At 60.8% G+C, this 12,790-nt stretch carries 14 protein-coding genes; 3 read left to right on the forward strand and 11 right to left on the reverse strand.

The annotated features are described in order from the left end of the window. Positions 1–6: 6 nt before the first annotated feature. The 5 genes from WC811_RS07680 to WC811_RS07700 form a co-directional block, all read right to left on the reverse strand. Positions 7–1,092 (reverse strand): YeiH family protein, encoded by a 1,086-nt coding sequence (locus WC811_RS07680; protein ID WP_372642665.1) that lies wholly within the window; start codon positions 1,090–1,092, stop codon positions 7–9. 167 nt (positions 1,093–1,259) lie between these two features. Continuing rightward, positions 1,260–2,297: a cation diffusion facilitator family transporter gene (locus WC811_RS07685; protein ID WP_372642667.1), complete on the reverse strand. Its 1,038-nt coding sequence runs from the start codon at positions 2,295–2,297 to the stop codon at positions 1,260–1,262. Between the two features lie 105 nt (positions 2,298–2,402). Further along, positions 2,403–3,818 carry a hypothetical protein gene (locus WC811_RS07690; RefSeq protein WP_372642669.1) on the reverse strand — a complete coding sequence of 472 codons (1,416 nt, stop codon included), beginning with the start codon at positions 3,816–3,818 and terminating at the stop codon, positions 2,403–2,405. Between the two features lie 125 nt (positions 3,819–3,943). After that, positions 3,944–4,831, reverse strand: coding sequence for a DUF1134 domain-containing protein (locus WC811_RS07695; protein WP_372642671.1), 888 nt, complete (start codon positions 4,829–4,831; stop codon positions 3,944–3,946). A gap of 152 nt (positions 4,832–4,983) precedes the next feature. Next, the gene (locus WC811_RS07700) at positions 4,984–5,835 is read right to left on the reverse strand and encodes a 3'(2'),5'-bisphosphate nucleotidase CysQ (protein WP_372642673.1); all 852 of its coding nucleotides are present in this window, start codon (positions 5,833–5,835) and stop codon (positions 4,984–4,986) included. A gap of 285 nt (positions 5,836–6,120) precedes the next feature. Here WC811_RS07700 and WC811_RS07705 point away from each other — a divergent pair, with 285 nt between their 5' ends. Both WC811_RS07705 and WC811_RS07710 read left to right on the forward strand, forming a co-directional pair. Beyond that, complete coding sequence (locus tag WC811_RS07705) at positions 6,121–6,768, forward strand: histidine phosphotransferase family protein (protein WP_372642675.1); 648 nt, start codon at positions 6,121–6,123, stop codon at positions 6,766–6,768. Between the two features lie 154 nt (positions 6,769–6,922). Further along, complete coding sequence (locus tag WC811_RS07710; RefSeq protein WP_372642677.1) at positions 6,923–7,291, forward strand: response regulator; 369 nt, start codon at positions 6,923–6,925, stop codon at positions 7,289–7,291. 49 nt (positions 7,292–7,340) lie between these two features. On the opposite strand, the gene WC811_RS07715 is transcribed toward WC811_RS07710, so the two are convergent. Next, the gene (locus tag WC811_RS07715) at positions 7,341–8,027 is read right to left on the reverse strand and encodes a hypothetical protein (protein ID WP_372642679.1); all 687 of its coding nucleotides are present in this window, start codon (positions 8,025–8,027) and stop codon (positions 7,341–7,343) included. 192 nt (positions 8,028–8,219) lie between these two features. Beyond that, the gene (locus WC811_RS07720; RefSeq protein WP_372642681.1) at positions 8,220–8,516 is read right to left on the reverse strand and encodes a hypothetical protein; all 297 of its coding nucleotides are present in this window, start codon (positions 8,514–8,516) and stop codon (positions 8,220–8,222) included. Positions 8,517–8,804: 288 nt separating this feature from the next. Here WC811_RS07720 and WC811_RS07725 point away from each other — a divergent pair, with 288 nt between their 5' ends. After that, positions 8,805–9,089 (forward strand): hypothetical protein, encoded by a 285-nt coding sequence (locus WC811_RS07725; RefSeq protein WP_372642683.1) that lies wholly within the window; start codon positions 8,805–8,807, stop codon positions 9,087–9,089. 234 nt (positions 9,090–9,323) lie between these two features. Here the strand turns inward: WC811_RS07725 and WC811_RS07730 are convergent, their stop codons facing one another. The 4 genes from WC811_RS07730 to der all read right to left on the reverse strand — a co-directional run bounded on the left by WC811_RS07730 (position 9,324) and on the right by der (position 12,731). Then, entirely contained in the window at positions 9,324–9,539 is a 216-nt protein-coding gene (locus tag WC811_RS07730) for a cold-shock protein (protein WP_013948788.1), read from the reverse strand. A gap of 239 nt (positions 9,540–9,778) precedes the next feature. Next, positions 9,779–10,633, reverse strand: a complete 855-nt coding sequence (locus WC811_RS07735; RefSeq protein WP_372642685.1) for a 23S rRNA (adenine(2030)-N(6))-methyltransferase RlmJ — start codon at positions 10,631–10,633, stop codon at positions 9,779–9,781. 24 nt (positions 10,634–10,657) lie between these two features. Continuing rightward, positions 10,658–11,104, reverse strand: coding sequence for a DNA polymerase III subunit chi (locus WC811_RS07740; protein WP_372642687.1), 447 nt, complete (start codon positions 11,102–11,104; stop codon positions 10,658–10,660). Positions 11,105–11,324: 220 nt separating this feature from the next. After that, entirely contained in the window at positions 11,325–12,731 is a 1,407-nt protein-coding gene (der, locus tag WC811_RS07745; protein ID WP_372642689.1) for a ribosome biogenesis GTPase Der, read from the reverse strand. Between the last annotated feature and the right edge of the window lie 59 nt (positions 12,732–12,790).

Here is a 12,790-nt window from a genome sequence, read left to right on the forward strand (position 1 = left end):
CAATCCTCAAGCCACGACTTTGATTAGAGCTAAGCTGAAGCCCGCGATGAACAGCGACGAAGCGGCGCCGAGCAAAAGCGGCCTCAGGCCCTTGGCCTTCAGCTTCATGATATCGGTTTCCAAGCCCATTGCAGCGAGAGACACCGACAACAGGAACGTCGTCACCGGAACGATGACATGCTTCGCCTCCGGCGGCACTACGACGAGGCTGTTGACGGCGACAAGGGCGATGAAGCCGACGAGAAACCATGGCATCGGAGCCTTCGCAGACGTGCTCGCCGCGCCGTGATGGTGACGCGACTGGCTGCGGGTGGCCATCAGCCCGAGCGTGATCACGACCGGAGCAAGCAGCATTACGCGGCTGAGCTTGGCGATGGTGCCGTACTCGCCGGACGACTGACCATCCTGGAACGAGGCGGCGACGACCTGAGCGATCTCATGGATCGACGCGCCGGTCCACAGACCGAAAGCGTGCGGATCGAGATGGAGGATCGACGGGAACAGCGGATACGTGAACATCGCGATCGAACCGAAGATCGTCACGCAGGCGACGGCGTAGGCGACATCCTCGTCATGTCCCTTGGTGACGGTGTTGGTCGCGATGACGGCGGACGCGCCGCAGATCGACGTTCCGGCGGCAATGAGCTGCGTCAGCTTGCGTTCAACGCCCATGACGTGACCGAGCCAAGTCGTAAAGGCGAACGTGGCGATCAGCGTCGCGACAATGATGGCAAATCCGGTGGGGCCGACCTCGACGATCTGCTGCGCCGTCAGCTGAAAGCCAAGCAGGATGATGGCAAACCGCAAGATGCGGCGAAGGGAGAAGGCCACGCCCTCTTTCGCGCGCCGGGGCGTACCGACGATATTGTGGAAGCCGATGCCAATGATGATCGCGAGGATCATTGGGCTGAATGTTCCGACGCCTGGGACTTCCCGAAGCCCGAATGCCAAAGCCGCGATGGCCGTGGTGAGGAAAAGCCCCGGCCAAATTCCCTGGGTGTATGCGGCGTGCGAAGGCGTGCTCGTAGCGCGGACGGCGACACCCGAATGCTCCGAGGGAGCAGAGGCGTCGACTTCGATGGCTTGCGGCATGGAATTCTCCTTCTAGGTGCTGCCGCAGCATGACGTCCTCTTTTTTCTCATTCCAACGCAATACTCCTCTGGTTTCAATCGATTTCACTTATCAATCGGCGCGCAGGTTCTCAATTCGGCGGCTGATTAGACCGCGAATTCTCATTTTAACACAATCTCTGATTGCATCAGGCGTGCTGATGGGCGTCGCGCGCGGTTTCGACTGGATCAGCGCAACCGTCGCCCATTCCGCAGGGCGCGCCGCTGCCGACCTCGAACTGCAACGTCGTATGACGAATCTCAAATTCGTCATGCAGCATCTTCGTGGTCCTCTCGATGAAGGCATCGCCGGGATGGCCTTCAGGCATGACGAGATGGCACGTCAGGGCGGTTTCGGTGGTGCTCATCGGCCAGATGTGCAGGTCGTGAATGCTGACGACGCCCGGCAGCGCGATCAGTTGCGCCCGTACTCGTTCGGCGTCGATGTTGCCCGGCACGCCGTGCATCGCGAGACGAACGGAATCGCGCAGCAGGCCCCACGTTCCCCAGACGATGACACCGGCGATGATGAGGCTGACGAAGGGATCGAGCCAATTCCATCCCGTCAGCAGCACGGCGATGCCGACGATTACAACCCCGACCGAGACGGCGGCATCCGCGACCATATGCAGGTAAGCGCCGCGAATGTTGAGATCCTGCTCACGGCCGGACATGAATAGCCAAGCCGTGAAGCCATTGATCAGGATGCCGATCGAGGCGACGATGATCATCGTGCCACCGGCGACCGGCGCCGGTTCGATCAATCGCTGCACGGCTTCGAGCGCGATGGCGCCGACGGCGACGAGCAGCAGAACGGCGTTGGCGAGCGCGGCCAGGATCGTCGACGAGCCGAAGCCGTAAGTGAAATTGAATGTCGCCCGGCGCTTGACGAGAATGCTTGCGCCCCACGCCATCAAGAGGCCGAGCACGTCGCCCAGGTTGTGACCAGCGTCGGCGACGAGCGCCATCGAATTCGCGAGAAATCCGGCCGCGGCCTCGACGACGACAAAACCGACATTGAGCGCGATGCCCAGCGCGAAGGCGGGGCCGAAATCCTTCGGTACGTGGCTGTGGCCATGCCCGCCGTGGCTATGATCGTGACTTTGATCGTGACTTTGATCGTGGCTGGCGCTGCGGTGGCTGTGGCCGCCATGGTCAGCTTCGTCATGTGAGTGAGGCTCAGTCATAGTCCACTGCCCGATCGCAATTGAGGCCGCAACCTAGCGCTTCACCTCGACTGCTCAAATGGGAATTATCGAGGGCGCCGCAAGTTAACAGCCGAGCGCCCGATCTTAGCCCTTGTCGATGCCGCTGATGCGTTCGAGAAGGCGGGGACGGCGCGATGGTGCCGGAGCGGCCGGACTTTTCTCGGCTTCATCCACCGGGAGCGGCGGCGGACGGCCGGCATCGGAGGCCACGGCTTCTCCCGAGCCATTGGCCAGGGGTCCGTTCAGGGCGCGGAGGTACGATCCCTGTCGCGGCTCACGAGCGCCGTCTCCTTCGGGGTTTCCGGCGCTTTCGGCATCGTTAGCGGCCGGACGTAAGGCACGAGGAGCAGAAATGCGCTCGGCGAGCGAAGGGCGCGCAGGCGTTGCTGCTTCGGCTGGCGCGTCTTCGTCCGTTCCGGGAGAGCCCCGGCGCAATTCGTCATGGAAGCGAAGCGCCTGCCGCGACAGACGCTCCTGCCCCGCCGCGATCTCGGCGCGAAGCTCAACAATGATGCGGCGCTGGTGATCGATCTCGGCTTGCAACGCGCCGAGGTCAGCCTTTTGTGCAAAATCAACAGCCGGTTGGTCTTTCTCTTCGTAGACTTGCAGCATGGCCTTGAGCTTGGCGAGTTCCGTCGACTTCGCGTCACTCGCAAGCTGAAGATCGGCGATGCGATCTTCGAGAGCCATCCTCTCCGCGTCTTCGCCGCCGAGGCTCGATCTCAGTCCGTTGAGTTCGGCTTCGGTTTTTGCGAGCGTCAGCATCAGGCGCTTGATCTCGGCGTTCTGATCGTCGCTGGACGACGCCATTTGCGCAGCTGTCTGCAGACGCTCGATCATCGAGGCTTGTTCGCGGCTCTTCGCGCGCACGGCTTCGAGTTCGATGCGGAGCGAGACGTTGGCATCGGCGGAAGGGCCCTTCATGCCGTCGCGGTTGCGGACGGCGCGGGTATCGAGCGTGGTGCGAAGTTGGGAGAGTTCCTTGTCGCGCTGCTTGTTGAGCTGGGACGCTTCTTCAAGCGCTGCCGCCTGCTTCGCACCGGTCGCCGCGAGTGCCTTGATCTCGCGGTCACGCGCAGCCAGAAGTTTGCGCGTTTCCGCGAGGCGCTGCTCGACCTTCGGCAGACGATCGAGAATGGCCTGTTCGAGGACGCGCCGGGCATTCTCATGCTCTTCGACGCTCATCTTCTGATCGGCGATCGCTTCCGACAACTCTTGTATCTTGGCGTCACGGCGATTGACTTCGACACGTTGGCGCGCGGCCGTGAGACCCGCATCCTCAAGCTTCGACTCGAGACGATGCACTTCCATCGCGAAATCGGCGCGCAGGCGGTCTTTGTCGGCGCGGATTTCTTCTTCGCTGAGCGGGAGCGTGCGCTTCAAAGCTTCAGCCGTGAACCGCTCGACGCGGCGCTTATATGCCGGCAAAAGAACGACCACGATCAGGGCCGCGATGAGAAACCCCAGCGTAACGAGCATCACGGCAAATAGGGTGATCAAGGATACTCGTCCCGAAATGAAAGGCTTCGCGGCCCCCGCCGCTTACAAATTTCCTTAACCGACAGAGAAACCCGCTTTTCCGCCTTCCCGCAATATCGAACTCGTGCCTTGCCCACCGGGCGATGTCAGAACGGGTTCCAGGTCGGACTTCTCGTATACTTCAAATAGCCGATATTCGCACCCAGACGAAGCCCCACCCCGGCGCGAATCGGCGCGAGTGTGACATGTCCCGCCTTTTGAATCTGCACACTTACGCCGCCAACGAGATAAGCCGTGCCCTCGACGCCGCCAAAGCGGTCATAAATATCGGAGGGATCGCGAAGGTTGTAGACGAGCGTCATGACTTTCGAGCCGTCGCCGCCGAAGTCGTAACCGACCGACGGGCCCTGCCAGTACACTTTGTACGTCCCAGCGTCCTTGGTGAAGAGGCGGCCTTCGCCGTAGGACAAACCAGCGACAAAGGCGCCGCCTGCGTCCTGTCCGAGAATATAGCCGTTCGGGCGACCTGCATTCTGGAAGGCCCATTCGACGGCCGATGCCAAGCCGCCACTGACCTTGCCGAAGAAGTTGTTTCCGGCGCGGACGATTTCATCTTGCGAATAAGACTCGTGCTCAGGCGGAGGGCCATCGCCGGGGGGCGGATAACCGTCTCCCCGGCTCGCGCTCGGCGGCGCGTAGGGAGCGCCATAACCGCCGCCTTGATCGCTGTCCCGTGCGGCGCGGCTGTCGCCGTCTGGCGCGTATGCGCCTCCGCCGGACCGGGCAGGAGGCGAAGACTGATAATTGTCCGGCGGCGCGGGCCGATAGGTCTCTGACGGCGGAGGCGTAGATCGATACGTATCGACACCGCTTTGGCCGGAGTACGTGTCCCCCTGCGATCTGTATGCGTCATCGGCCGCGTTGGCCGTCGAGCCAACCGCCAGACATGCAAACAGCGCCAATGCGGATACGCAACCGGCGTTCCGAAAAGCAGAAAACGCTATTCGCGAAATTCCCTCGAAGCCGCGACGCATCTGCGAGTTCCCTCAATTTTTCTTGTTCACGTCCGAACCGCGCGCAGACATCCGCACGACTTGTGCGAGCCACCCCATGAGCGAGCGCTGCCCGAATCCCAAAATACAGATTCGCTAGAATTCATTGCTAAAGTATGGCTAATTCGCGTTGTCTATGCGCCCGCGGCCGGCAATTCCGCCACGGCCCCGCGCCACAACGGCTGACGCCCCCAGGCCACGAAATATGGATTGCGGAAGACGCGATCGTAATGGCCGTACGTCAGAGGTGTGCCGTCGAGATTCGTGACGGACCCTCCGGCGGCTTCAAGGATCGCCTGGCCCGCAGCCGTATCCCACTCGCAGGTCTCACCAAATCGAGCGTAGAGATCACCCTCGCCGGCCGCGATCAGGCAGAATTTCATCGACGAACCAAGGGGCTTTGCTTCGTGGACCTTGAGCAAGGTCAGAAGATTGGTGCTCGCGGCACCAGCGCCACGGCTGTTGAACGCGACGAGCGCGTCCGGATCGGGCGTTCGCGTCTGCAGCCGCTTGAAGGGCAAGTCCGCGTATTGGACATCGCCGCCGATCGGAAGCCGCACTTCATAGGCGCCGCCCGCCCGCGTCACGAAGAGACGCTCGTATGGCGGCAAATAGATCAGGCCGAATTTGGTTCGACCGTCTTCGACCAGGCCGATGTTGATGGAAAACTCGGGCTTGCCGCGAATGAAAAGGCGCGTACCATCGAGCGCGTCGACGAGAAAAAAGCGCTTGGCGTAACGGCATGCCGCGCCCCCAGCGACGTCTTCCTCCGCGACGACGGGAACATCGGGCGCGATGCCGCCCAGCGCCGCCAAGATCACGGCCTCGGCCTCGCGGTCGGCGGCGGTAACGGGTGAACGATCCGCCTTCTGTTCGAAGGTAACACCGTTGGTGAAATGCGCCATCTCCAGGCGTCCGGCCTCGCAGACTGCGGGAAGTAATGCAGCAACGAGAGCGTCGCGGTCGTTGACGTCGATCGGCACCATGGAGAGTTCCAAGACCTCAATTCGAATCAAAAAAATATGCGCGGTTCGCTCGCATCGCTCATGGGCTTATCGCGTCGCGGCTCAAACCGTGGCGCACAAGACTCATGTCTTCCATGAAAATCGGGGCTCAAAGAGCCCACCGGCTACAAGACTTGGCAACCGTTGTTCGGCGCATGTATCAGAGCATAGGGTATTGTCGCAAGCGGCCTTGTTGTGTTCGCGTCGCGCTGTCGCGCAAGAACTGCTGCAATCGCGCGGCACAGAGAATCGCAAAAAGGGCTACTGATGAACCAGCGCGTTCCGCCGACCGATCTCGAACTTGCGGCGCTGATTTCGAGCAGAATTTGCCACGACATCATCAATCCCGTGGGTGCGATCGTCAACGGCCTGGAAATCCTCGACGAGGACGACGATCCGCAAGCGAAAAGCTACGCGATGACGGTCATTCGAAACGTGACGGAGCAGGCATCGGCCCGGCTCGAATTCGCGCGCTTCGCGTTCGGCGCCGCCGGATCGGCCGGCAGCCTGATCGACCTCACGACCGCCGAAAAGATTTCTCGCGGCTTCGTGAGCATCACTCAGGGGAAACACAAGCTGATATGGCGCGGTGCGCCCGGCTTCGTCGTGAAAGACAAGGTCAAGCTGCTTCTCAATCTCATTGCGTCGGCCGTCACGGCGCTTCCGCGCGGCGGCGAGATTGATGTTTCGATTGGCGGTTCGTTCGAGCAGCCGACGTTCCTCATCCGTTGCAAGGGGACCGGCGCGCGGCCGCCGCAGTATCTCACGGACTTCGTCGCCGGCAATCCACTGGCGCTCGATGCCATCACCATCCAGGCCTATTACACCTGGCGCATTGCGCCGTCGGCTGGAATGCGGCTCGAAATTTTGAAGGATGGCGCGGACATTTTGCTTGTCGCCAAGCCCGGAGGCTGAAGCGGTTAGACGCTATTCAGCCCCCCTGCCGATTTCTGCCATACCTCTTAAGCGGACCTTAATATTTTCAAGTCAGTTTTCGAGATATTGGTTTGAGTTTCCGGTTGCCTTGCCGTCGGTTGGTGCGGCCCTTCGCCTGCGAGAAGCTCTTAAAATGATTCACTGCCTCGTCATTGATGATTCCGACATAATCAGAAAATACACGCGTCTCATCTTTGAAAGCCTCGGCTTCCGCGTCAGCGAAGCCGATGGCGGCATTGCGGCGATGGAGCGGCTTCGGTCGGAAGCGCCCGACTTCATTCTGCTCGATTGGCGCATGCCCGGCACAAACAGCATCGAACTGCTCGGCAAAATCCGTGCGCTACCAACGAACGAGCGGCCCTACATCATCTATACCGTTACCGAGAATGATGCGCTCGATATCCAGCGGGCGCTTTCGAATGGCGCCGATACCTATCTGCTGAAGCCGTACAATCGCCAGATCATCGAAATCAAGTTGCAAGAAATTCGCGCCGCGGCTTGATTTTGCCACGGCGCGCGATGTTCAAGCCGACTATGTGGGTGGCGTCCGCTTACTGGGCGGCGTTGCCGTCCGTCGGGGGAAGCGGTGCCGGGTATCCCGCGCCATCGTCGCTCGGCTTAACCGGCGCGACTTCGTCAGTCTTGTGCGACTTATGCTTGGTCACGGGCTCGCTCAGCGAACCGGTCTCGACGGTCGACGAGGCAGACGCCTCTTTCTTTTCCGATGCCTTCTTCGTCTTTTGAGCAAGAACGGATTTGGGATCGGGCACGACCTGGGCCGAGGTCTTGTGAACGATCGGAGCAGCCTCGATGTGGGCGGCGGCTTCCTTCACGGCCTTCTTCTTGACGGGCTTCTCTTCGGCGGCCGCTTCGGTCGCCTTCGGCGGTTCGACAGCGTCTTCCGATGACACCTTCTCCGAGCCCGGAAGCTTTGATCCGCCCCAGCACACTGTGGCGGAGGCGGTGCAGGTGTGCTCATCGAAAACGATGAAGTTCAGGAACAGCTCGCAAGAAACACTCTTCTTGCCGGTGCTGTAATCGCTCACGCCCTTCTCGGTCATCTTGGTGGCGATCATCTTGTCGAGAAGATCTTTCGCGTCCTTCGTCGGACCGTCTTTGCCGTAGTCATTCACCAAGAAGCCGTAGCGCTTGCATTCCGCACTCGCGGACACGGATGTGGCGACTGCGATGGTCGCGGCCAAGCCAAATGCGGCAATGAATTTGCCTGAGAAGCGCATAACGAAAATTCTCCCTCAAAGCCCACCCTGAGATCAGGCTGCATTCATATTGTCAGCACAATGGCGAGACGAGGGCGAGTGGCGCATTTGCTACAATTGACAGGATTCTTGCCTAGCTCGGCGAAAGCCACAGATATGCGAAGGCCGCGACGAGGCGCGGCCTAAGCGGTCCCGATGCGAGCGAGGTCTGGCTCAGTGCATGTAGGGTGAGTTGCCGCCGTACAAGCTACCAACGCCTGAGTCGAAGAAGAAGCTGTTATCGAATGGGCCGGAAGGAGTCTGCTCACGGAAGTCCGGCGGTCCCGGAGGCGCCTTTTTCTTCCGTTGCGACTGGCCGTAAGCGTTCACGGATTCCGACTTATCGTAGGAATATCCGCCCTTCTTGCGCTGAATCGAATAGTTTGAATCTTCCTGGTCGGCGAAGGCCGGCGCGACCAGCCCGACGAGGCACGCAGCCGCGACAAAGGCTGAAATCAATCTGGACATCATAGGTTTGGCCTCTCCGCCGCCGTTCATATTCGACTTTATATATAGCTCAAAGTTACCGGAATTATCATTGAGCTGACTCAAGAAATGGTTACGGGCCATATTTCGGGCAAGGATGTCACTTCTCGACAACGCCTCCCCGACCTTGGCAGCATAAACGCTGCTCAACAGCACCCTGTCGTGAATGATGTGTTACAATTCTCACTGTGGGAGCCCATCCGGGTGCGCAGCTTATCGATGCGAAAAACGCACGGCTCGCCGTAGTCCCACCTAGCTCGTGGAGACCGTCACATGGAATACCTTCCCTTGCTTATCCAGCTTATCAGCGGCGCACTCGGCGGCAACGTCGCCGGCAGCCTGCTGAAGAATCTTAGCCTTGGTACGCTCGGCAATTCCATTGCCGGGATCGTCGGCGGCGGCATTGGCGGCCAAATCCTCGAACAGGTCTTCCACACGGCCGTGGCCGGTGGCGCTCTCGACCCGGTTTCGATTATCACGCAAATCATCGGCGGCGGCGCAGGCGGCGGCATCCTGATGGCCATCATCGGGGCTATTCGCGGCGCGGTTGCGAAGTAAATCCCAGACCCATCCTCGATTTTAAAACGAGAAAGCTCGCCAGGTTCGACCGGGCGAGCTTTTTTATGTTCGCCTGCTTGATCTTTGGCAGATGCGGCGCTGCGAAAAACAAATCGGTACCGGGAATTGCTCATCGACTGTCAAAGCGATGCGGCTGGACTGGATGGCGCGGAGATGAATCGATCCATCGCCGCGACGGAGATCGCGGCGTCGGCAAGCTCCCCTCCAGAAACGTCAGCCGGCTCTTTGCAGATCGACGGCTTTTGGTCCCTTGCCGCGTTTATCTGGCTCGGTCTCGAACGAAATCCGCATTCCCTCGTTGAGTTCTCCGATTCCCGATCGCTCAACGGCCGTAACGTGCACGAACACGTCATTGCCGCCGGCATCCGGCTTGATGAAGCCGTAGCCCTTCTGGGAATTGTAGAACTTCACGGTACCTGTCTGGCGCATGCATCGTCTCCTGGCAGCCCGGCCGATGACTAAAGCTCAAAGCTTCGCATCGTCAGCCGTGGCGGGCCGCGGAGCCGGAATGATACCAAGCGCTTCCCTTGCCGGATCGCACGAACACGCGCCGGTCTCTAGAACGCGTCGGGAGCTCCCGTGCCGTTGCCCGCCTTAGCGTGCGGCAATTTATCCGGCAAATATGCGAACCTTGCAAGGCGAAATGCTGCACAGCAACGAGGTTGCGATTATTGAACGCCGATTCGTATGTCGAAGCTGCTGCCGGAGCCCTCGGCCAGGTAGCTTTCGAGGCATGGCATCAGCGTTTCCAACTCGGCGCGCAGCACGAACGGCGGATTGAGAACGAGCACCCCCGATGCGGTGAGGCCGAGCCCGGGGAACGGCTTCGATACCGCGAGCCGAACGTCGAGAAACTCCACGCCGGGTTTTGCTGTCGCGACGGCGACGAAGCGATCCGCCGCCGCTTCGTCCTTGATCGGATACCAGATCAGATAGGTGCCCGTCGCGAAGCGCGCCATGGCGTCATCGACGGCGGTCGCCAGATCGGCGAATTCGCTTTTCTCCTCGAACGGCGGGTCGATCAGCACGAGGCCGCGACGCTCCTTCGGCGGCAGCAGCGATTTCACGGCATGACGAGCATCGATGTTCAGCACCGTCGTCGACTTTGCGCGCCGCAATTCCTGCTTGAGGCGCTGAAACTCGGCTTCCGCCAGTTCGTTGGCGACGAGGATATCGTCGTCGCGCATGAGGTGGCGGGCGATCAACGGACTGCCGGGATAGTATTTAAGACCCGCTTTGAGACCGGCACCATTCACGGAACGGACGGCATCGAGATAAGGCTCCAATAGCTCCGCGACATACTTCGGCAGATCGGCGTCGAAGATGCGGGCGATGCCGTCTTGCCATTCTGCGGTCTTGGCGGCTTCGGCGCCTTCGAGATCGTAAAGCCCGGCCCCGGCATGGGTGTCGATGACGCGAAACGGCTTCGGCTTCTGCTTCATGTAGGTCAAGACGCGCGCCAGCACGACGTGCTTCAGGACGTCCGCGAAATTTCCGGCGTGATAGTCGTGGTGGTAGTTCATGCGAGAGCAATCATTCCGCGAAGGCTAAGCCTTCTGCTCCCATCGCCCGCTTTGCGACTGCTGCCAATAGGTCACGGCACAACCGGCTGCTTTCGCGGCCTTCCATTGGTTTCTGGCCGAAGCGACGGCCTCGGAATCATGGCCATCGAAGACGTAGACGAAGCGTTCGGCGCCGGAGAACTCGCGCGCCTCGGCACCGTCGACGAGAAACCGGACGCCTGCGCCGTTGGGCGTTTCGTCGGTCAGTGTCAGATAGATGGGTTGATCACCGGCATGTCCGATGCGCGCGGTGCCATGCGGCAGAAAGCTATCGTCGGTGTATGTCCACAGCGTCTGGTCGAGCGCTTCGAGACGCTCTTCGCTCCCGACCTGGACAACAGCGCGCCAGCCACGTGCCAACGTCTTCTCCAGAAGGCTCGGCAAAATGCGTTCGAGCGGCTGATGTTCGAGGTGATAAAAGAAGACGTCCATCGGACTCGGATGGACCAGGAGACCGCGAAAAGCAAGACAATGGCGCCACCTCTTGAAGCGCGGCGCGGGTTACCTATCTATCCCCGTCCGGAGCGGCGCCAGTTTTAATCGGCTGACGCCCCGTGCGGGCGGTGAGCGTAATGGCTTTGAGTTTATCTCGCTGTTGTTTGCTCCCGCCCGCTGCGATTTTCGCACTCGATTGCGTTGCAGCACAAAGCGATCATTTTTTATCGAACGGGTTTTCGCCGCTCCTCAGATGGAAGCGGATCGGAACGCCGGGAAGATCGAACGCCTCGCGCAGCGAGTTCGTCAAATATTTCACATACGACTGCGGTAGCGCCTCCGCGCGCTGCGAGAAGGCGACGAAGGTCGGCGGGCGCGTCGACAACTGAGTGACATATCGAATCTTGATGCGCCGGCCATGGACGGCCGGCGGCGAGTGACGGCTCAACGCTTCCGCGAGCCAGCGATTGAGTTGCGGCGTCGAAACGCGACGGTTCCAGACCGCGTGGGTCTTGGCGATGGCCGACATCAATTGATCGAGCCCGCTTTCCGAACGCGCCGATATTGCGACAAACGGTACGTCGGGAACCTGAGCCAAGCTTTCGGCGACAGTCTTCTTCAACTCGCGCAGCATCTTCTGCTTGTCTGGAACGAGGTCCCACTTGTTCACCGCCACGACGAAGGCCCGTCCTTCCTCCGTTACGCGATGCCCAATCGTAAGGTCCTGGTGCTCGAACGGCCGCTCGGCGTCGATCAGCAGCACGACGACCTCGGCGAAGCGGATGGCGCGGACCGCGTCGCTTGCGGACAGCTTTTCGGCTGTCTCGGTGATCTTGGCCTTTTTCCGTAGCCCGGCCGTGTCGAACAGCCGGATCTTCTGGCCCTTCCATTCGAAATCGCTCGATACGCTGTCGCGCGTCAGTCCCGGCTCGGGGCCGGTAATCATTCGGTCTTCGCCGAGCAGCGCGTTGACGAGCGTCGACTTGCCGGCGTTGGGACGTCCGACGATGGCGACACGGATCGGCTTCGCGGCCGCGGCTGGAGCAGGCGTTTTTTCGTCGTCCTCCCAAGGATCGTCTGGGGATCGGCGCTTCTTCTGGATGGGCGCACTTTGCAAGCCCAGCGCCGCCAGCACATCCAGAGTGAGATCGCCGATGCCTTCGCCGTGCTCGGCGGAGATCGCGATCGGAGACCCGAAGCCCATCGAGAAAGCGTCGAGCACGCCCTCGGTGCCTTTGTGGCCCTCGGCCTTATTCGCGACCAGCACCACCGGCTTACCCGACTGGCGGGCAATGCGGGCAAAGCCCGTATCGGCGGCGGTAACGCCCGCGCGCGCGTCGATGACGAACAAAACGAGGTCGGCATCGGCGATGGCCTGTTCCGATTGCTTGCGCATGCGGTCGGCGATGGAGCCGCGCTGCGCCTCCTCGAGACCTGCAGTGTCGACCAACCGGACATCGATGCCAAACATGTTGGCGATGCCCTCGCGACGATCGCGGGTGAGGCCGGGCAAGTCCGAGACAAGGGCTGCCCGGGTTGCGGTCAAGCGATTGAATAGCGTCGATTTACCAACGTTCGGACGGCCGACGATGGCGACGACAGGAATTTGAGAAGACGACGTCAAAAGGGGAAACCAGGACTTTAAAAAGGGGGGATGGGCGCCTCCCCGCGCGAAGCGGCGAG

The sequence above is a fragment of the Hyphomicrobium sp. genome, from assembly GCF_041659645.1.
Classification (GTDB): Bacteria; Pseudomonadota; Alphaproteobacteria; order Rhizobiales; family Hyphomicrobiaceae; genus Hyphomicrobium_B.